The sequence below is a fragment of the Niveispirillum sp. CC-CTL257 genome, from assembly GCF_059489915.1.
In genome coordinates, this window is record NZ_JCAJXE010000004.1 from 291,482 (window position 1) to 310,391 (window position 18,910).

An 18,910-nucleotide genomic window follows, 5' to 3' on the forward strand; every position below is an offset into this window, starting at 1 on the left:
GTGACCAACGGCGGCACAGATAAGGGCCAAGAGATTGAAGGGGGCATGATGTCCGTCGCGATTACCCTGACCGTCAATGGCGTCCGGTTGAGCCGTGAGGTGGACCCGCGTCTGCTGCTGTCGCAGTTGCTGCGCGATGAGCTGGGCCTGACCGGCACCCATGTCGGGTGTGATACCAGCCAGTGCGGGGCCTGCACGGTTCACCTGGATGGCGCCTCGGTGAAAAGCTGTGCCGTTCTGGCGGTACAGGCCGATGGGGCGGGTGTGCTGACCATCGAAGGGATCGCAGGACCGGATGGGGCGCTGCACCCGATGCAGGCGGCGTTCCGGGAGCATCATGGCCTGCAATGCGGCTTCTGCACGCCGGGCATGGTGATGGGGGCCATCGAACTGGCCCGCACCGCACCCGACCTGGAGGAGGCGACGATCCGCGAGGGTCTGGAAGGTAATCTCTGCCGCTGCACCGGTTATCAGAATATCGTCAGGGCCTTGCGCGCCGGCGCGCAGGCCATGCGGGAAGGGTAAGGCCATGTACGGGTTCGACTATCACCGCCCTGCCGCCCTGTCCGAGATTGTCGATCTGCTGAGCGCGGATGAAGACGCCAAGCTTCTGGCCGGCGGCCAAACCCTGATCCCGACCCTGAAACAGCGTCTGGCCATGCCGACATCCCTGGTGGACCTGTCTGCCGTTCCCGGATTGCGGGAGATTGTGGCCGAGGGCGACGGGGTCCGCATCGGTGCGATGGCGACACATGCCGCCGTGGCGGGCAGTGAGGTGGTGCGCGCAGTGCTGCCGGGGCTGGCCGATCTGGCGGCCCATATCGGCGATCCACAGGTGCGCAACCGAGGCACCATCGGCGGGTCCATCGCCAATGCCGACCCGGCGGCGGATTATCCGGCGGCCGTGGTGGCGTTGGATGCGATGATCCGCACCGACCGGCGGGAGATTGCGGGCGGGGCGTTCTTCACGGGTCTGTTTGAGACAGCGTTGCAGCCGGGGGAGGTTGTGACGTCCGTTTTCTTCCCCACCGCGTCCCATGCAAGCTATGCGAAGTTCCCCAACCCGGCCAGCCGTTACGCCATGGCGGGCGTGTTCGTGGCCCGACGGGGGGATGTGGTGCGAGTGGCTGTGACAGGTGCCGGGCCTTCCGTCTTTCGCTGGGACGCAGCGGAAGCGGCACTGACCGGGCGGTTCAGTGCGGATGCGCTGGATGGGCTGGTGCTGGACGCGGATGGCCTGAACAGCGACATGCATGCAGATGCGGCGTACCGGGCGCATATTGTTGGGGTTCTGACGCGCCGCGCTATCGCCTGAACTTGTCCGACAGGACCAAGGAAGACATGGTGCGTTCCACACCCTGCACCTGACCCAGCAGGTCCAGGACCCGGTCGATATCCTGCACCGACTGGGCCGCGATGACGGCCATCATGTCATAGGTGCCGGAAATGGCGGACAGGCTTTCCACCTCGGTGATCCGTTTCACCTCCGCCACGATGCGCGACAGCATCTTGGGATTGGTGGACAGCAGGACATAGGCGCGGATCAGGCGACTGCTGCCCGGGTCCTGACGCAGCGTGTAGCCCTGGATGACGCCCAGCCGTTCCAGCCGCGCGATGCGGGCCTGTACCGACGACCGGGCCAGCCCCAGCTTGCGCGCCAGTGACGCTGCCGGTTCACGGGCATTGGCCTTCAGCAGGGCGAGCAGGGCCGTATCAACGGCATCCTGTTGAGCGTCGGTGGCGTCCATCGGGGGCCTTGGCAAAACGAAAAGACGTGTTGGGGCGGATGGTTGCCCATCCGCCCCAACACCCTATCACAGCTCCGGGAACTCAATCCCCTGGGCCAGCGGCAGGGAGGTGCCGTAGTTAATGGCAGAGGTCTGGCGGCGCATATATTGCCGCCAGCTGTCCGACCCGCTTTCGCGGCCGCCGCCGGTTTCCTTCTCGCCACCGAAGGCACCGCCGATTTCCGCACCGCTGGGGCCCATATTGACATTGGCAATGCCGCAGTCGGAGCCATCGGGTGCCAGGAAGCGCTCGGCCTCCAGCAGGTCACGGGTGATGATGCTGGATGACAGGCCCTGCGGCACATCGTTCTGCATCGCCACGGCTTCCTCAAAGTCGCTGTAACGCAGGACATAAAGGATGGGGCCGAAGGTCTCGTGCTTCACGATCTCCGTCTGGGCCGGCATTTCCGCGATGGCAGGATAGGCGTAATACGCATCCGGGAACGTATCGGCCAGGGCGCGGCCACCGCCATGGACGGTGCCACCCTGGGCCTTGGCAGCCTCCAGCGCCTTGGTCACGGCGTCAAAGGCGGCCTTGTCGATCAGCGGACCCATCAGGGTGCCCGCATGGCGCGGATCGCCCGGCTGAATGGCGGCAAAGGCGGTCTTCACCGCCGACACCACCTTGTCATAGCAATCGGTATGCACGATCAGGCGGCGCAGGGTGGTGCAGCGCTGACCGGCGGTGCCCACGGCGGCGAACAGGATGGCGCGCACGGCCAGCTTCAGGTCGGCCGACGGCGTGACGATCATGGCATTGTTGCCGCCCAGCTCCAGGATCGACCGGCCGAACCGCTTGGCGACCACTGGAGCGACTTCGCGGCCCATGCGGGTGGAGCCGGTGGCGCTGACCAGCGGCACGCGGGGATCGGCGGCGATCTGCTCCCCCACGTCACGCAGGCCGAACAGCAGATGCGACAGGCCGGCAGGGGCATCGCCGAAGCGGGCCAGGGCCTTTTCAAACAGGGCGTGGGTGGCAAGCGCCGTCAGCGGCGTCTTCTCCGAGGGCTTCCAGATCACCGGATCGCCGCAGACCACGGCCAGGGCCGCGTTCCAGGCCCAGACGGCGACGGGGAAGTTGAAGGCGGTGATGATGGCGACGGGGCCCAGCGGCTGCCAGGTTTCCACCATGCGGTGGCGGGGACGCTCCGATGCGATGGTCAGGCCATGCAATTGCCGCGACAGGCCGACGGCGAAGTCGCAGATATCGATCATTTCCTGCACCTCGCCCAGGCCTTCCTGGACGATCTTGCCGGCTTCCAAGGTGACAAGCGCGCCCAGGTCGGCCTTATGCTCGCGCAGCACCTCACCGAACAGGCGGATCAACTCCCCCCGGCGCGGCGCCGGGACGGTGCGCCACGCCTTGAAGGCGGCGGCGGATTGGGCAAGCGCTGTATCAACCTCAGCGGCGCTGTTCGCCTTCACGGCACCAAGACGGGCACCATCAATGGGGGAGCGGGAGATGATATCCCCCTCCGCGACGAGATGGGCAATGCCCAGACGGTCCAGAAGGGCGGCGGTGGCGGACATGGGGCGGAACTCCGGTGTGGAATGGATGCTGCTTGTTTATGCTTTTTAGGAACCGGTGGAGGGTGTTGCACCCTCCACCGGTTCGCCTCACGCATAAACCTTTCCGAAACGGTTGGAAAGGAACAGGTCCAGCGGCATCTGTTCCTGGCGGACGAAGCCCTTGGCGGGCAGGTGGCCTGCTGCCTGCAGGTCCAGCATCGCGCAGATGCCGGCGGCCGTGCTCATCTGAATGGCCGACAGGAACTGGCCTTCGACTTCCTCGCCATGAATATGGCGGACGATGCTTTCCTGTTCCAGACGGCCATGGCGCTTGCCGCTGACGGTGCAGAAGACCAGGACCACGTCCTGCATGGTGATGGGCAGGGCTTCTTCCAGCACTTCCTTCAGCAGGTCGCGGCGGCGGGCCAGACGCAGGTCCTCCACCAGCAGCTTGATGATGGCGCAGTGGCCGGGATAGCGGACGGATTTATAGGTCAGGTTCTCCACCTTGCCGGCCAAGGTCTCGGTCAGGGAGCCCAGGCCGCCCGAGGTGTTGAACGCCTCGTAAGCGACACCTTCCAGCACAAATTCCTCAAGATCCTCCAGGGGCGGCAGCTCAACATTCTTGCCGTCCTGCACCGCCTCGCACGGGTTCAGATACTCGTTGATCAAGCCGTCGGTGGACCAGGTCAGATTATATTTCAGGGCGTTGGTGGGATAGCGGGGCAGGGCACCGACGCGCAGCTGCACGTCGCGCAGGCTGTCAAACCCGGCGGCCAGACCATGGGCCGCGATGGAGACGAAGCCGGGGGCCAGACCGCATTGCGGGACAAAGGCGCTGCCGGCCTTGGCGGCCACTTCCTTCACGACGCGCGTGCTGGCCACATCTTCGGTCAGGTCGAAATAATGGATGCCGGCATCATAGGCACCATAGGCGACGGTGGAGGTGGTGTGGAAGGGCAGGGCGTTCAGCACGGCATATTTGCCGGCCATCACCTTGCGCAGGGCGGCACCGTCATTGATATCCAGCTGGACCGTGTCCACACCCAGATCGGTGAAGCGCTTCAGGGCGTCGGCGCTGTGGTCGGCGACGGTCACGCTGTAATCACCGGTGCGGCGCAGCAGCAGGGTGATGGCGATGCCGATCTTACCGGCGCCCAGCAGCAGGATGTTCTTCATATTGCTCCCCGTTTCCCGAAAGGTGTTTACGGGGATGGTGACGCCCGGCGCCGCCGATCGGAAGGCGGCGATCTGTCGATATGCAGGTTAAATGGCGGCGTTTCGCAGGAAGAGCTGGCGTTTCGCCGATCAGCCCGCCGCCATCTGCCGCAGCTTGGTCAGCAGGGCGTCAATACTGGTCGGCTTGGTCAGCATATGGGTGCCGGGCGGCAGGCGGGAGGTGTCGGCCCGGTCGATATAGCCGGTCAGGAACAGCACCTTCAGCCCTGGCCAGCGGCCTATCGCCAGTTCCGCCAATTGCCTTCCATTGGTGCCGGGCAGGCCGACATCGGTCACCAGGAACTGGATGTCGGGATGGTCGGACAGGATATCCAGGGCGGCGTCGGCATTGCCGGCCTGATGCACCACATGCCCCTGCTCCTCCAGCGCCTCGGCCAGGACAAGCCGGATCAGCACCTCATCCTCCACCAGCAGCAGGCGATAGCTGGACGAGGACGTATCGGGGGCGGATCGGGCCGGGGTCTCCTTGGGTTCGGGGGCGCTTGCGGCTGCGGTATGGCAGGGCAGGTGCAAGGTCACCTTCGTTCCCTGTCCCTCCCGGCTGTCCAGGGTCAGAAAGCCGCCTGACTGCCGCGCGAATCCGTATAGCTGCGACAGACCCAGGCCGGTGCCGTGGCCCACGGGTTTGGTCGTGAAGAAAGGTTCCACCGCGCGGGCCAGAACCTCCGCCGACATGCCGATACCGGTATCGGCGATGGACAGGGTGGCATAATCGCCTTCCTCCACCTCGTTCGCAGCGGCGGCGGTGCGATCAACATGGCGCAGGCGGGTAGCAATGGTCAGGGTGCCGCCACCCGGCATGGCGTCGCGGGCATTGACGGCGAGGTTCAGAATGCCGCTTTCCACCTGATGCGGATCGGCCCAGGCGGAGCAGATATCCTCTTCCAGATCAAGGCGCAGCAGCACATCCTCTCCCACCGACCGGCGCACCAGCTCGGCCATGCCACGGGCCAGGGCGTTCAGATCGACTGCTTCGGGCCGTAACGGCTGACGCCGGGCGAAGGCTAGAAGGCGCTGGGTCACCGCCCCCGCCGTTTCCAGGGCCGACCGCGCTGTTGCCATATGGCGATGGATATCGGGCTGATCCGGGGGCAGGCGGGCACATACCAGTTCCAGGCTGTTACCGATCACCTGCAAAAGATTGTTGAAATCATGCGCCACGCTGCCGGTCAGCCGCCCGACGGTTTCCAGTTTCTGCGCCTGGAACAAAGCCTCACGCGCTTCCTCCAGCGCCAGTTGCGCCTGACGGCGTTCGGTGATGTCGCGGGTGACCTTGGCAAAGCCGATCAGGGTGCCGTCATCATCGCGCACCGGTTCGACCACGACGCTGGCCCAGAAATGCCCGCCATCCTTGCGCACGCGCCAGCCCTCGGCCTCGAACCGTCCTTCGGCCAGCGCGGTCGCCAGGACGCGAGCGGGCAGGCCGTCGCGCACATCCTCCGTCCGGAAGAAGCGGGAGAAATGCTGACCGATGATTTCGCTGGCGCGATAGCCCTTGAAGCGCTGCGCCCCACCATTCCAGCTGACCACGATGCCGTTGGGGTCCACCATATAGATGGCGTAATCATGCACACTTTCGATCAGCACGCGCAGGTGCCGTTCCCCCGCCAGACTATCGGCGGCCAGATGGTGCATGGTACCGGTCAAGTCGGGTTTCCCGCGGAAAATGGGGAGAGGAGGCGCTATCATCGGCGACCGGACTTTTCCGTCAATCCTGCCGATGGTTCTAGGACTCTGTTTCTACTATTATATTAGGCCATGTTTTATCAATTCCGACTGATATTTTTAGGCGCCATCCTGATAAATGTCACAATCGTCCGACATGGGATTTCAGATAATCCACCAGCAGCGACACCTTGGGTGACAAATGCCGGCGGTGGGGATAAACGGCCCAGATGCCTTCATCGGGCGGGCGGTGTTGGTCCAGAAGGCTGATCAGCGTTCCGCTGACCAGATCGGTTTCCACATAGAAATCAGGTAGCTGGCAGAGGCCCAGCCCCTGGCGCGCGGCATCCAGCACGGCAAAGCCGCTGTTGCAGCGCCAGCTGCCGATGGGCCTGAACGACACCTGCCGCTCTTGATCATCAAAATGCCAGAGATCGGCAGTGCCCGTCAGGCATTGATGGTGTGACAGGTCATCCAGGCCGACCGGCGCGCCATGACGTTCCAGATAGGACGGAGAGGCGCAGAGATAGCGGCGACGCGACGCCAGACGGACGGCGATCAACCGACTGTCATCCAGGCTGGCGCCAGTGCGCACCGCCAGATCGAAACCTTCGCCCACTAGATCGACCAGCCGGTTGGTCAGGTCGATGCTGACCGACAGCTGCGGATGGGTCAGCAGGAAGCGGTTGACCAGCGGCACGATGAAACGTTCGCCATACGCGATGGAGCATGTGAGGCGCAAATGCCCGCGCGGGGCACCGTCGCTTTCACTGACAGCCGCAAATGCCTCCTCCCGCTCCTCCACCAGCCGGCGGCAACGTTCCAGGAAGGTGCGGCCCGCATCGGTGACGCTGACCCGCCGCGTGGTGCGGTAGAGCAGGCGGACCTGCAGCCGGTCTTCCAGCCGCGCCACCTCCCGGCTGATATGGGAGGTGGAAACACCCAGGCGGGCGGCGGCGGCAGAGAAGCTCTCCGTCTCACAGACGGCAATGAAACTGTCGATCCCGTCCCAGGAGCCCATGATTGTTCCTGCACAGCAATAATCATTTGCCAAAATGCATGATCGTTGCCGGGACATTCAAGCTATTGTCGCCCCCATGCTGTCCGTGCCACGCTGCCCGGCCAGACCCTTTTATCGACCAGGAACCGGAACAGAACCGCCATGAAGACCCGCGCCGCCGTCGCTTTCGAGGCCAAGAAGCCGCTGGAGATTGTCGAACTGGACCTGGAAGGGCCGAAGCCCGGTGAGGTTCTGATCGAGATCATGGCGACGGGTATCTGCCATACCGATGCCTATACGCTGGACGGGTTCGACAGCGAAGGCATCTTCCCCTCCATCCTGGGCCATGAAGGGGCCGGGATCGTGCGGGAAGTGGGGGCAGGGGTCACCAGCCTGAAGCCGGGCGACCATGTCATCCCGCTCTACACACCCGAATGCCGCCAGTGCAAAAGCTGCCTGTCGCGCAAGACCAACCTGTGCACGTCCATCCGCGCCACGCAGGGTAAGGGCCTGATGCCCGACGGCACCACGCGGTTCAGCTATAAGGGGCAGCCAATCTATCATTACATGGGCTGCTCCACCTTCTCCAACTTCACGGTCCTGCCGGAAATTGCGGTCGCCAAAATCCGAGAGGACGCGCCGTTCCAGTCCTCCTGCTATATCGGCTGCGGCGTCACCACGGGCGTGGGGGCCGTGACCAACACGGCGAAAGTGGAACCCGGTTCCAACGTCGTCGTCTTCGGCCTGGGCGGCATCGGCCTGAACGTCATCCAGGCGGCGCGCATGGTAGGGGCCGACAAGATCATCGGCGTCGATATCAATGACCGCAAGGCCGAATGGGGCCAGCGCTTCGGCATGACCCATTTCGTGAACCCGCAGAAGATCGAGGGCGATATCGTTCAGCATCTGGTAGCGCTGACCGAGGGCGGGGCCGATTACACCTTCGACTGCACGGGCAACACCCTGGTGATGCGTCAGGCGCTGGAAGCCTGCCATCGCGGCTGGGGCGTGTCGGTGGTGATCGGCGTGGCAGAGGCTGGCAAGGAGATTTCGACGCGTCCGTTCCAGCTGGTCACCGGCCGCGTCTGGAAGGGCTCAGCCTTCGGCGGTGCGCGCGGTCGCACCGATGTGCCCAAGATCGTGGACTGGTACATGCAAGGCAAGATCGAGATCGACCCGATGATCACCCATGTCCTGACCCTGGAAGAGATCAATAAGGGCTTCGACCTGATGCATGCCGGCGAAAGCATCCGCAGCGTGGTGGTCTACTGACCATGACGCTGGAAACCGTTTCCACCACCCGGTCGCATGGCGGGGTGCAGGGCGTATATCGCCATGCCTCCACCGCCACCGGCACGCCCATGGTGTTCAGCGTCTTTACGCCGCCGCAAGCAACGGACGGGGCCAAGTGCCCCGTGGTCTGGTACCTGTCGGGCCTGACCTGCACCCATGCCAATGTGACGGAGAAGGGGGAGTTCCGGCGTTGGGCGGCGGAACTGGGCCTGATCATCGTCTGCCCCGATACCAGCCCGCGAGGGCAGGACGTGGCCGATGATGCCGGTTGGGACCTGGGCCAAGGGGCAGGTTTCTATGTCGATGCCACAGAGGCCCCGTGGGCACCGCATTTCCGCATGTGGACCTATGTGACGGAAGAACTGCCGGCCCTGGTGGCGGCGCATTTTCCGGTGGATATGGACCGTCAGGGCATCACCGGCCATTCCATGGGCGGGCATGGGGCCTTGACGGTGGCGCTGCGCCATCCGGGGCGGTTCAAATCCGTATCGGCCTTCGCGCCCATCGTGGCCCCGGCGCAGGTGCCGTGGGGACAGAAGGCTTTTCCGGCCTATCTGGGTGATGACCAGACGTCCTGGCGTCAGCATGATGCCGTCGCCTTGATCGAGGATGGGGCGAGGGTGCCAGAAATCCTGGTCGATCAGGGTGCTGCGGACGGGTTCCTGGAAAATCAGCTGCGCCCGCAGTTGCTGGCCGATGCCTGCGTCAAGGCCGGGATTGCCCTGACCCTACGGATGCAGGGAGGCTATGATCACTCCTACTATTTCATCTCCAGCTTCATGGAAGATCACCTGCGCTGGCACGCCGCGCGGCTGTAAGGGGCGCATCCGATAGAATCTACCCCGTCTACATACAAAAGCGCGCTAAGATATGTTATGGAAACTTTAGGCAATTCTAGAAGTGTTGCGTTATGGGTGATCTGATCACCTGATCAGCGCAATCGGCCCGTTACGTATACGGCATGAAGATATTGCCATGTTCGGACACGCCGTGGACATGGATACTCATAGTGCTCATGATGGTTAGCATGCGCGACCGAGGTCCGGCGCGCGGCGCTCCAGCGACGCAAGCGCGCCGGGACCGGTCGTCGCCGCACGACGTTGTAAACCGCGACCCGGACCCAGCCGTTAGGCTGGGCTTGTAAATCTTGACGCTGTTTATCACACGGAGCTGACTATTGATGGCGAGATAACCGAATGCAGCAAAGACCGGATCATCAACGGGCTACGCACCAAGATCGAAGCGTTGGAGGAGGAACTGAAGGCTGCCTCTGGCGACTACCACGCGGTGCCGCGATGCCCTGAAAGGGGCACTGGGAGAGGCGCAATACTGCAAGGAGCTTGGTTGCCGAGCAGCCTTTGGTGGCGAACATCAATGATGACGGGCCACCCGCACCGCCGACACCACCAGGATCAGCGCCAAGCCCGGCAGAAGCAATGCATGTGGCGCGATTCCCAGCAACTGTCCGCCCAACCAAGCGCCGACCAGCGAACCCGCCGCCATGGTGATGACGAAGGGAGCATGGGTTCGCAACACCGCGAAACTACGGTCCCTGGAATAGCGTGCGAAGCCAACCAGCATGGTCGGTAAGCTTACGGCCAGCGACAGGCTGCCGGCAAGTTTCACGTCTACGCCAAACAGCAACACCAGAGTCGGGATCAACAGCTCCCCACCTGCTACCCCCAGCAAAGAAGCCACCACGCCGATGCCGAAACCAGCCACGATGCCGCCAAGCAGCAATCCGGTGCCGGTCAACAGCACCTGGTCACCAGTCCGGTCATGCCCAAGAAGCAGCGCGCCGGCGATCAGTACAAGCAGGATGGCCATCGTCCGGTGGAGCGATGCACTGTCCAGTCGCAGGGCTAATCCTGCGCCCACATAGGCCCCGGGCAGGCTGCCGGCGAGCAGCGTGAGGATCACCGACCAAGACGCGAATACTGCGTCGAGAGGAACGGTGCCGGTACGGAATGGCAACGCGGCCGTCACCACGACCAGACTCATAGCCTTGTTGAGGATGACTGCTTCCAGGGCAGCGAAATGAAACCATCCAATTAGCAATGGGAGCCGAAACTCAGCTCCTCCAAGACCGATGAGTCCGCCGAGGGTGCCAACCAAAGCGCCGGCTCCGAACGCCTTTGCCTTACTGCAGCCGACCGGTGGTGGATTCGGACGGGAGGACGACATCATCATTGCGGACCCTGGCGGTGTTATATCCCGCAGACAGTATCACTCCGCCGTTTATCGTCACATCATCACCGACATGCGCCACAATGCTGGACACCCAGCCAAACCGCTTCGGATAAATGGAAATTATGTAGACGACAGGCGCCCTATCGTTACGCAGGGCGGAATGCGGGAGATGGTGTGATGGGGCATTAAGGAGGGGTTACGACACCTGAGGTTCGCAATGGTGTCTCTTCAGCGAACGCAGCTGCGATGCATTCGCATTTTCTCCTGGCGCATGCGAGTGATTTGCAGTATCCATTCAGCATCACACGCTGGTCCGGGGTTTTGCGCCGATCATGTATGTCTGCATCTGCAATGCCATCAACTGCAAGACGGTACGCCGGACTGTTGAGGACGGGGCCAGCAGCATCGCCAGTGTGTTCAAGGCCTGTGGCAAGACCCCGCAATGCGGCCGCTGCTTCACCACCATCCGCGAGATGGTGGGCGAAGCCAAGGCTGCCAATTGCGAAGCCCATATGGCCCCGGCCATCGCCGCCGAATAAGGCCGCCGGCCAGTGCCATCTGTCAATGCGGGCAGATACCGATATTGCGGATGGAACATTCAACAGGGCCGGTAGCCCCTTCCTGTTCCGCCTTCTTCTTGGCCGCTTCCTTTGCGGCCTGTTCCGCCGCCATCCCTCGCGCCCGCTCGGCCTGCAAATCGCGCAGTTCTGTATCCTTGCCCAACCGGCCACTTAACCGCATCAATTGCCGTTCGGCGGACTGAAACAAAGGTTCCTCCACACTGCCGCCATTCAGCAGCGGCGTGTCTTCATCGCTGCCGGAGACGTAGACGACACGGTAAAGGCCGTAAGCATCCTCCAGCCGCCCGATCTCCTGATTGACCAGAGCCAGCTGATAGCGGGCCTCCATATTCTCCGGATCTTCCTCAACCAGCCTTCCGTAGAATTCCAGGGCCATGACATAGTCCCTGGCCTTCAGTGCGGCGCGCCCCCGGTCGCTGTCGTCATTCATGAAAGGGTTCACGGGTTGTGCCCAGCGCGGAGTCAGGCAGCCCGGCAGGACAAGCAGAAGCGACAGGGCAAGGCAGGGTGCGGACAGGCGGCGGATCATCTTCATCCTCAGGCGGGAACGGGCCGTCCTGGCGATCCTATCACGCCGGTGGGCCGCGTCGCCTGCTTGATTGTTTGTTTGCTGATACGGCCTGCTCGCGCATAAGCTGCTGGTTTACCATACAGGGATGGGCATGCAGCCTGATCGGGAGAACGATTTCGACGCGGACCTGACGGCGCTGGCCCGTGACCGGGGCATGGTGGCCTTGCTGCGCCATTGGTGTCAGGCCAGTGCCGCCAATAATGGTGCCCTGCCGTTCCGGGCGCAGATGGACCCGTGTGATCTGCCCCGGTCCATCCTGCCCATCATGTTCATCTATGAGCGGCTGGACGACCGGCTGCGCTGCCGCCTGTCCGGGACCCGGATGCGGGATTTGTTCGGCGGGGACGGGACCGGCCTGTTCCTGGATCAGATGATCGCGCCGCAAAGCGTGCCGGGGCGCAGTGCCCTGTTCCATCGCGCCCTGGATAGCGGGCTTCCCCTGCTTTATCGCGGGTTCCTGGTGCCGGCGGGCAAGGGCTGGCGTGGTTTCAACCGGCTGCTGCTGCCCGTGGCGGTACGGGCGGGAGAGCCGGCAACACAGGTGATGGGCATGGTCCGGGTGTTTGATCCGCCGCCAGGTGCGGCAGCCCTGGAAGGGGCGGATGCCGACGGACTGCTGTCCGCCCGGCTGCTGGATGACAGCGATTGCCGGGCGGTCATTAGAAGCGCGGGGTCAGGCCGCTTCCTGTAGCACTGTTTCCACCTGCCGTGTTGTTGCCTCGTCCAGACGGAACTGCACCCGCAGCACGCCATCGCCTGCGGTCACCACCCGGCCCACCAGGGTGACGCCGCGCAGGCCGGACAGTTCCAACTCGTCCCCCACCGTGACGGCAAGGTCGGTGCGGATGGCGGCACCGCCCGCCGACAGGTCGGTGATGCGGCCCGCCGCCGGGCTCCGGTTGCCTTTGCCGCGTGGGGTCAGGGTCACTGCTAGATCGACATTCTGCCGTTCAAAGGCACGGCGCTCCCCGGCACGGTCGATGGCCAGCAGAAACTCCTCTACCTCCTGACGCAACTGTTCAGCCTGCTCCGACAATTCGCCGGCCGCCCCGTGCAGTTGGGTCGAGGCGGACATGGTGAATTGCGCGCCTTCGCGGACGGCACTGATGCTTTCCGAGACTTCGCCGGTGCGGCGCGCCGCCTCATGCACGTTGCGGCTGATTTCGGCGGTGGCGGCTCCCTGCTGGGTGACGGCGCTGGCGATGGTGCCGGAATTCTGGCCGATACTGTCGATGATGTCGGCGATGGCGCCGATCATGCCGACCGCATCCTCCGCCGCCATCTGTACCGCGCGGGCCTGGCGGGCAATGTCGTCAGTGGCGCGGGCTGTCTGTCCGGCCAGGCTTTTCACCTCGCCCGCAACCACGGCGAAGCCCTTGCCCGCCTCCCCTGCCCGCGCCGCCTCAATGGTGGCGTTCAGCGCCAGGAGGTTGGTCTGGCTGGCAATCTCGTTGATCAGGCCGACCACGCCCTGCACATTGGCGGCCACATCGGACAGTTCGGCGACGATGCGCCGGGCATTGTGGGCCTTGTCTACCGCTTCCGCCGTGATCTGAGCCGTGACACTGACCTGCCGGCCAATCTCCGCGCTGGAGGCGGACAGTTCCTCCGTCGCAGCGGCCACGGTCTGAGCATTGTCGCGCGCGACGCCAGCATTTGCCGCCACGGCGGCCGAGCGCTGCCCCGTCATTTCCGCCTGCTGCTGCAACCCGCCGGACGTGGCTTCCAGTTCTGTTGCGGCGGCGGCGACGGTGCGCAGCTTTCCGGCCACGGCCAGCTTGAAATCACGCGTCAGCACCTCAAGCGCACGGCGACGGCGTTCCTTCGCTTCCTCCTCCCGCTGCTTTTCCGCCTCCAGCGCGCGGGCGCGCATTGCATTGTCGCGGAAGATGGCGATGGCGCGGGCCATGGCCCCGATCTCATTGGCGGCCTTGGCCTCCGGCACCTCCACCTCCAGCCGACCCTCCGTCAGATCGCGCATGATGGCGGTCAGGGCCGACAGGGGCCGCGCCAGGGTACGGGCGATGGCGCTGGAACAGGCCGCCGACAGACCGCCCAGGATGATGACGGCCACCACCTGGATCAGCAGCAATTCGCGATGCTTGCGGCTGACATCGTCCAGATAGACGCCGGAGCCGACAACCCAGTTCCATTCCGGGACCAGGGCCACAAAGGAAATCTTGTCCACGGGCTGATCAAAGCCGGGCTTTGGCCATTTATAGGGGACGAAGCCGGCCTTGTCCGGCCCGGTGGCGGTGCGGACCATGTCACGGAACATCAGGGTGCCCGCCGGATCCTTGAAATCCGACATGTCCTTGCCGTCCAGTTCCGCCTTGATCGGGTGCATGACCATGCGGTGGGCGGTGTCGTTGACCCAGATATATTCACCGGCAAAGCGCATGGCCTTCACGGCGGCCAGGGCGCGGGCCTGCGCCTCCTCCCGCGTCAGGGTGCCGGCCTTTTCCTGCGCTGCATAGGCATGGACGACGCTGGTCGCCCCCTCCACGGCGGCACGCGCACTGCTGCTGTAGCGGTCCTGGAGCTGCGCATATTGCTGTTCGCTGGTCAGGAACGCAAAGCAGACGAGGCCGAGTGCTGAAATCAGAACGATCAGCCCCAGACGCTTCGAGATGGAACTATTGTGAATCCAACTGGAAATATTCGCCAACCGCATCATTTTGCCACCGTCGCGTAGTTCTGCATTCCTGAATTATCATTCAGGTTTTTTGCTGTCCCTGTATCCATGAAGGGGGCGTAGGCGGCAATTCACAATTAGGCGGGGATGATTATTCGTCCGGTTTAAACTGCATTAACCCAGCTGCTAAGCTCTTGATTCACCGTTGCCGGGTGACCAAATTGAGGTCGCCGATGATGAACTATCCAGCGCTATACGGGCCTGTCTGCGTCGTCGTGTCGCAATAGCTGTAATGGTGAGGGGAGAAGTGATGGCGCCGCCGTTCGATCTTCTGGGACTGGACCATATTGTGCTGCGGGTGCGCGATGTGGAACGGATGATCGGCTTTTACCGGGATGTCCTGGGTTGCACGCTGGAGAAGGTGCAGGCGGAAATCGGGCTGTATCAGCTGCGCGCCGGGCGCAGCCTGATTGATCTGGTGCCGCTGGATGGCAAGCTGGGAAGCATGGGCGGGGCAGGTCCGGGGGCGGAAGGCCGGAACCTGGAGCATTTCTGCCTGGAGATCAGCCGCTTCGACGATGCGGAAATCCGCGCCCACCTGACCAAACACGGTGTCAGCATCGGCAGCACGGGAGAGCGGTATGGGGCGGGTGGCGAAGGGCTGTCGATCTATCTGACCGACCCGGAGGGCAATAACGTGGAACTGAAGGCACCAGCTTAAAGCCCGGTCAAAGCCTTCAGCGCCAATGGCCCCATGACCAGATAGCCGGCGCGATTGGGATGGACCGGGTCCAGGCCCAGTTCCACCTTCAGGCCCTTATTCGCATCGGCCAGCACGGGCCAGTAATCGATATAGGTGTGCCCCTGATCTCGGCAGAAGCCGGCGATCCAGGCATTCAGCGCCAGGATACGTCCCGTCGGGTCGCCCACTGATTTGCGCCAATAGACATCACGGGCGGGCGGCACCGATCCGATGAAGACCTTTATTCCCGCGGCATTGGCCAGGGAAGCCATGGCGGCCAGATTGTCGTGGGTGAGGGCCGGGTCATAAGTGCCGCCATTTTCGGCGACATCGTTGGTCCCGGCCAGGATATGGACAGCGCGCGGGGCCAGTTCCAGCACATCGGGCGTGAAGCGCAGCAGCATCTGCGATGTCGTCTGCCCCGAAATGCCGCGCCCGATGAAGCCGTTGGTGGGGAAGAACGCACCGTCATGTTCGGGCCGCGCCCAGTTCTCCGTGATGCTGTCCCCCATGAACACCACCCGGCGCTTGTCGGCGGGCAGGGCCTTGTCGGCGGCATTCGCGGCGGCGTAGCGGGCGCGGTTGGCCCAATCCAGCGCCTGCACCGGTTCCGCCGCGCGCGCCGGCAGGCTGGCCAGCATCGGCAGCACGGGAGCAGCGGCGAGGAGATGACGGCGCTTCATGGTGATCCCTTTGCTAAAAACTATAGGTCAGGTCAAGCCGCCGGCTCGACCTGACCTGTGACATGACGGTCAACGCTTCACGACAAGCTGCTTGCCTTCGTACACCACCTCACGCTCGCCCTTCACGTTGAAATCGGCGGCCTTGGCGTTCGGGCCGTCGATCCAGCGGACGCGGATGGTGCGCTTCTCCACCATGCCGGGGAAGCTCCCGTGGCGGTCCGCGATGGTCAGTTCGCCACTGGCCTGGTTCCAGGACAGCTTAATGCGGCTGAACTCACCCTTCTCATAGCCATAGGTGGTGCCTTCATCCTCGTACAGGTCGAAGCTGCCATCGGCCCCAGCATAGATATTGATCAGCAGGGAGCCATCCTGCTTCTCCGCCGTGGACTGCACCGCCGGGCCGGTGGGGATGATGGAGCCTTCCCGCACGAACAGCGGGAGACGGGTCAGCGGTGCATCCACCGTCACCTCTTGCCCACCCGTCAGCTTTTCACCCGTATAGAAATTCACCCAATTGGCCCCGGCGGGCAGATAGACCGCCTTGGTGGTGGCCCCCTGGGTATAGACCGGGGCGACCAGGATGCTGGGGCCGAACAGGTATTGCGTGCCCAGGTCCTTCACCCTGGCATCAGCGGGGAAATCCTGCGCCAGGGCGCGCATGATCGTCCCATCCTTGTGCCAGGTGTCACCGGCCAGCGTGTAGATATAGGGAAGCAGGCTGTAGCGCAGCTTGGTGTACCAGACCATGGACTGGTAAACGTCCGACCCTTCCGGCGCGATATTATAAATCTCGCGCAGCGGGAACTGCCCATGGGAGCGGAATAGCGGGCTGAAGGCCCCAAACTGGAACCAGCGCAGGTTCAGCTCCCGCCATTCCGCCTGATCCTCCGCCTTCATCGGCTGGGCCTCAAACCGCCTTTCCAGGGCGAAGCCGCCAATATCGGTGGTCCAGTTGGGCAGGCCCGACAGGCTGGTATTGATGCCCGCCGCGATCTGGTGTTCCAGATCGACAAAGCGGGAAACCACGTCGCCCGACCAGACCGCCATGCCATGGCGCTGCTGCCCGGCAAAGCCGGAACGGGTCAGGATGAAGCTACGCTGACCGCCATCATCGCGGCGCTCGCCCTCATACACCGCCTTGGTCTGCATCAGGGGGTAGGAGTTGAAGAACGCCGCCCCCGGCCCCATCGCCGTCGGCCCGATGCGCAGCTTCACCTCTTCAATCGGCAGGTTAGAATGGACATCCGGCTCGGTATTGTCCAGCCACCAGGCATCGACCTTCAGCACGTTCAGCTTGTCGCGCATCTGCCGCCAGTAAATGTCGCGCGCCTCCTGGCTATAGGGATCATAGTGCGCGTTCAGATAGCCATCGCCGATCCAGTCCCGCTCCCCCTTCTCCACATTGCGGCGGTAGATATAGCCCTTGGCATCCAGCTCCTTGTAATGCGCCGTATTGGGATAGAATTTCGGCCAGACGGAGATCATAAAGCGGACATTCAGCTTGTGGACCTGTTCCACCATGCCGGCCGGATCGGGGAAGCGGGCCTTGTCGAAATCATGGCTGCCCCAGCTGTCTTCGGGCCAGTAGTTCCAGTCCAGGACGATATTATCCAGCGGGATGCCGCGCTTGCGGTATTCCTTGACGGTGCCAACCACCTCTTCCTGGGTCTTATACCGTTCCCGGCTTTGCCAGAAACCATAGGCCCAGCGCGGCAGCATCACCGACTTGCCCGTCAGTTGCCGATAACCAGCGATGACCCCGTCTATATCATCACCGGCGATGACATAGTAATCCAGCGCGTTGGCGACTTCTGACGACAGGGTCAGGGCGTGGCGCTCGGCATCCGGCAGCGGGTCCTGGTGCGACACGCCGATATAGCCGCCATCGGGCTGCCAGACGATACGGATGTCGTGCTGCTTGCCAGCCTTCAGGGCCACCTCGAAATTATGGAACCAGGGGTTCCAGTTCTGGCGCCAGCGATGGATCACTTCCTTTCCATCGATGAAAACGGTGGCATAGCCCGATGAATAAAGCTGGAACTTGTGGGTGCCGGCCTTGTCCGTGCTGATCTTGCCTTCCCAGGTGACCTTCTGGCCCGGCGTGTCGCGGGTCTTGTCAGGCCGGCGGTTGCCGCCCACCTCCGCCGGCCAGTTCAGCAGATCGTCCAGGTCGCGCCAGTCGATCTTGCTTTCCCGGCGGACCAGCTTGCTCTCCCCGTCCTTGGTATAGGTGGCGGTCAATGCGCCTTCCTTGCCATCGGCATCGAACAGCTTCAGGCTGCCATCCAGATCGGCATAATCATGCGGTACGCCAAACCGGGTAATGGAATTATTGTCCCACAGCAGGCCGTAATTGCGGCTGGAGACGACGAACGGGACGGCAATGTCCATATTATGCTGGGCCAGACGCAGGTCCTCGCCATTCCAGTTCAGCACCCCGTTCTGATGCTGGCCCAGGCCATAGAAGGCCTCATCGGTGCCGGGGTTGAAGGTCTGGCTGATCGTATAGTAATCGCGGTCCAACACCTTCACAGGGGCGATGGCACCGCGATCCTTCTCGGCCAGCAATTCCTTGCCGGACTTGTCCAGGAAGCGGACGGCCCCCGTGGCCAGATTCAGTTCCGCCGATACTGATGCCGCCTTCAGGCGCGCGACCTTGCCATCCTGTTCCACCGTGAAGCCGCCATTGGCGGGGCCCGTGACAGTGATCAGGCTGGCGGGGATATCCAGGCTGTCGGTCGGCACCGCCGTCACACGGATGGTACGGTCATTGATGACCTGCAGACGCAGCTTCTTCACCGGGCCGGTGGACAGGGTGGCGATCAGACCATCCTGGGTCTGTTGCACGGCACCCGGTTGAATGGCCTGGACTACCGTGTCATTGCCAGACTTGGGTCCCCCATCGCATCCCGCCAGCAGCAGCAGCGGCAAAAGGGCGGCACGGGCCAGCATCATGGATCGGAAAGTCATGCGTCTCTATCTCCCTCACAAACTGCCAATGTCGTTGAAGGGGGC

17 protein-coding genes are annotated in these 18,910 nt (G+C 63.3%); 7 read left to right on the top strand and 10 right to left on the bottom strand.

What is annotated here, in order from left to right; genetic code table 11:
* Positions 1 to 48 precede the first annotated feature (48 nt).
* Complete coding sequence (locus ABC729_RS21900; RefSeq protein ID WP_495610180.1) at positions 49 to 525, top strand: (2Fe-2S)-binding protein; 477 nt, start codon at positions 49 to 51, stop codon at positions 523 to 525.
* A gap of 4 nt (positions 526 to 529) precedes the next feature.
* On the top strand, positions 530 to 1,315 hold the full coding sequence (locus tag ABC729_RS21905) for an FAD binding domain-containing protein (protein ID WP_495609734.1): 786 nt from the start codon (positions 530 to 532) through the stop codon (positions 1,313 to 1,315).
* Here the strand turns inward: ABC729_RS21905 and ABC729_RS21910 are convergent.
* From ABC729_RS21910 to ABC729_RS21930, 5 genes are all read right to left on the bottom strand, one after another.
* Positions 1,305 to 1,748, bottom strand: coding sequence for an Lrp/AsnC family transcriptional regulator (locus tag ABC729_RS21910; RefSeq protein WP_495609735.1), 444 nt, complete (start codon positions 1,746 to 1,748; stop codon positions 1,305 to 1,307). The two genes, ABC729_RS21905 and ABC729_RS21910, sit on opposite strands and share 11 nt — an antisense overlap.
* Positions 1,749 to 1,814: 66 nt before the next feature.
* Positions 1,815 to 3,317: an L-piperidine-6-carboxylate dehydrogenase gene (gene amaB / locus ABC729_RS21915; protein WP_495609736.1), complete on the bottom strand. Its 1,503-nt coding sequence runs from the start codon at positions 3,315 to 3,317 to the stop codon at positions 1,815 to 1,817.
* A gap of 87 nt (positions 3,318 to 3,404) precedes the next feature.
* A complete protein-coding gene (locus ABC729_RS21920) occupies positions 3,405 to 4,475 on the bottom strand; it encodes a saccharopine dehydrogenase family protein (protein ID WP_495609737.1) in 1,071 nt (356 codons plus the stop codon).
* A 129-nt stretch (positions 4,476 to 4,604) separates the two neighbouring features.
* Positions 4,605 to 6,182 (bottom strand): PAS domain-containing hybrid sensor histidine kinase/response regulator family protein, encoded by a 1,578-nt coding sequence (locus ABC729_RS21925; RefSeq protein WP_495609738.1) that lies wholly within the window; start codon positions 6,180 to 6,182, stop codon positions 4,605 to 4,607.
* A 160-nt stretch (positions 6,183 to 6,342) separates the two neighbouring features.
* Positions 6,343 to 7,221, bottom strand: coding sequence for a LysR family transcriptional regulator (locus ABC729_RS21930; RefSeq protein WP_495609739.1), 879 nt, complete (start codon positions 7,219 to 7,221; stop codon positions 6,343 to 6,345).
* A 141-nt stretch (positions 7,222 to 7,362) separates the two neighbouring features.
* Between ABC729_RS21930 and ABC729_RS21935 the strand changes: the two genes are divergently transcribed.
* Both ABC729_RS21935 and fghA read left to right on the top strand, forming a co-directional pair.
* On the top strand, positions 7,363 to 8,472 hold the full coding sequence (locus ABC729_RS21935; protein WP_495609740.1) for an S-(hydroxymethyl)glutathione dehydrogenase/class III alcohol dehydrogenase: 1,110 nt from the start codon (positions 7,363 to 7,365) through the stop codon (positions 8,470 to 8,472).
* 2 nt (positions 8,473 to 8,474) lie between these two features.
* Positions 8,475 to 9,311 (top strand): S-formylglutathione hydrolase, encoded by an 837-nt coding sequence (gene fghA, locus ABC729_RS21940; protein ID WP_495609741.1) that lies wholly within the window; start codon positions 8,475 to 8,477, stop codon positions 9,309 to 9,311.
* Positions 9,312 to 9,864: 553 nt separating this feature from the next.
* Here fghA and ABC729_RS21945 read toward each other — a convergent pair.
* Positions 9,865 to 10,683 carry a sulfite exporter TauE/SafE family protein gene (locus ABC729_RS21945; RefSeq protein ID WP_495609742.1) on the bottom strand — a complete coding sequence of 273 codons (819 nt, stop codon included), beginning with the start codon at positions 10,681 to 10,683 and terminating at the stop codon, positions 9,865 to 9,867.
* A gap of 332 nt (positions 10,684 to 11,015) precedes the next feature.
* Between ABC729_RS21945 and ABC729_RS21950 the strand changes: the two genes are divergently transcribed.
* Positions 11,016 to 11,222, top strand: coding sequence for a (2Fe-2S)-binding protein (locus ABC729_RS21950; protein WP_495609743.1), 207 nt, complete (start codon positions 11,016 to 11,018; stop codon positions 11,220 to 11,222).
* 22 nt (positions 11,223 to 11,244) lie between these two features.
* On the opposite strand, the gene ABC729_RS21955 is transcribed toward ABC729_RS21950, so the two are convergent.
* Positions 11,245 to 11,793, bottom strand: a complete 549-nt coding sequence (locus ABC729_RS21955) for a tetratricopeptide repeat protein (RefSeq protein WP_495609744.1) — start codon at positions 11,791 to 11,793, stop codon at positions 11,245 to 11,247.
* A gap of 133 nt (positions 11,794 to 11,926) precedes the next feature.
* Between ABC729_RS21955 and ABC729_RS21960 the strand changes: the two genes are divergently transcribed.
* Positions 11,927 to 12,526 carry a PAS domain-containing protein gene (locus ABC729_RS21960; protein WP_495609745.1) on the top strand — a complete coding sequence of 200 codons (600 nt, stop codon included), beginning with the start codon at positions 11,927 to 11,929 and terminating at the stop codon, positions 12,524 to 12,526.
* Here the strand turns inward: ABC729_RS21960 and ABC729_RS21965 are convergent.
* Positions 12,509 to 14,512, bottom strand: coding sequence for a cache domain-containing protein (locus ABC729_RS21965; RefSeq protein ID WP_495609746.1), 2,004 nt, complete (start codon positions 14,510 to 14,512; stop codon positions 12,509 to 12,511). The genes ABC729_RS21960 and ABC729_RS21965 overlap by 18 nt on opposite strands.
* A gap of 268 nt (positions 14,513 to 14,780) precedes the next feature.
* Between ABC729_RS21965 and ABC729_RS21970 the strand changes: the two genes are divergently transcribed.
* Positions 14,781 to 15,191: a VOC family protein gene (locus tag ABC729_RS21970; RefSeq protein ID WP_495609747.1), complete on the top strand. Its 411-nt coding sequence runs from the start codon at positions 14,781 to 14,783 to the stop codon at positions 15,189 to 15,191.
* Here ABC729_RS21970 and ABC729_RS21975 read toward each other — a convergent pair.
* Positions 15,188 to 15,895, bottom strand: a complete 708-nt coding sequence (locus tag ABC729_RS21975; protein ID WP_495609748.1) for a GDSL-type esterase/lipase family protein — start codon at positions 15,893 to 15,895, stop codon at positions 15,188 to 15,190. The two genes, ABC729_RS21970 and ABC729_RS21975, sit on opposite strands and share 4 nt — an antisense overlap.
* A gap of 69 nt (positions 15,896 to 15,964) precedes the next feature.
* Entirely contained in the window at positions 15,965 to 18,865 is a 2,901-nt protein-coding gene (locus ABC729_RS21980; RefSeq protein WP_495609749.1) for a glycoside hydrolase family 31 protein, read from the bottom strand.
* Between the last annotated feature and the right edge of the window lie 45 nt (positions 18,866 to 18,910).

What these genes read in the sequence shown, in the direction of transcription:
- ABC729_RS21975 (WP_495609748.1), bottom strand. Translation starts at nt 15,895, where the DNA reads ATGAAGCGCCGTCATCTCCTCGCCGCTGCTCCCGTGCTGCCGATGCTG.
- ABC729_RS21970 (WP_495609747.1), top strand. Translation starts at nt 14,781, where the DNA reads ATGGCGCCGCCGTTCGATCTTCTGGGACTGGACCATATTGTGCTGCGG.
- ABC729_RS21900 (WP_495610180.1), top strand. Translation starts at nt 49, where the DNA reads ATGTCCGTCGCGATTACCCTGACCGTCAATGGCGTCCGGTTGAGCCGT.
- ABC729_RS21905 (WP_495609734.1), top strand. Translation starts at nt 530, where the DNA reads ATGTACGGGTTCGACTATCACCGCCCTGCCGCCCTGTCCGAGATTGTC.
- ABC729_RS21930 (WP_495609739.1), bottom strand. Translation starts at nt 7,221, where the DNA reads ATGGGCTCCTGGGACGGGATCGACAGTTTCATTGCCGTCTGTGAGACG.
- ABC729_RS21950 (WP_495609743.1), top strand. Translation starts at nt 11,016, where the DNA reads ATGTATGTCTGCATCTGCAATGCCATCAACTGCAAGACGGTACGCCGG.
- ABC729_RS21920 (WP_495609737.1), bottom strand. Translation starts at nt 4,475, where the DNA reads ATGAAGAACATCCTGCTGCTGGGCGCCGGTAAGATCGGCATCGCCATC.
- ABC729_RS21910 (WP_495609735.1), bottom strand. Translation starts at nt 1,748, where the DNA reads ATGGACGCCACCGACGCTCAACAGGATGCCGTTGATACGGCCCTGCTC.
- ABC729_RS21960 (WP_495609745.1), top strand. Translation starts at nt 11,927, where the DNA reads ATGCAGCCTGATCGGGAGAACGATTTCGACGCGGACCTGACGGCGCTG.
- ABC729_RS21980 (WP_495609749.1), bottom strand. Translation starts at nt 18,865, where the DNA reads ATGACTTTCCGATCCATGATGCTGGCCCGTGCCGCCCTTTTGCCGCTG.
- ABC729_RS21955 (WP_495609744.1), bottom strand. Translation starts at nt 11,793, where the DNA reads ATGATCCGCCGCCTGTCCGCACCCTGCCTTGCCCTGTCGCTTCTGCTT.
- ABC729_RS21965 (WP_495609746.1), bottom strand. Translation starts at nt 14,512, where the DNA reads ATGATGCGGTTGGCGAATATTTCCAGTTGGATTCACAATAGTTCCATC.
- ABC729_RS21935 (WP_495609740.1), top strand. Translation starts at nt 7,363, where the DNA reads ATGAAGACCCGCGCCGCCGTCGCTTTCGAGGCCAAGAAGCCGCTGGAG.
- fghA (WP_495609741.1), top strand. Translation starts at nt 8,475, where the DNA reads ATGACGCTGGAAACCGTTTCCACCACCCGGTCGCATGGCGGGGTGCAG.
- ABC729_RS21945 (WP_495609742.1), bottom strand. Translation starts at nt 10,683, where the DNA reads ATGATGATGTCGTCCTCCCGTCCGAATCCACCACCGGTCGGCTGCAGT.
- amaB (WP_495609736.1), bottom strand. Translation starts at nt 3,317, where the DNA reads ATGTCCGCCACCGCCGCCCTTCTGGACCGTCTGGGCATTGCCCATCTC.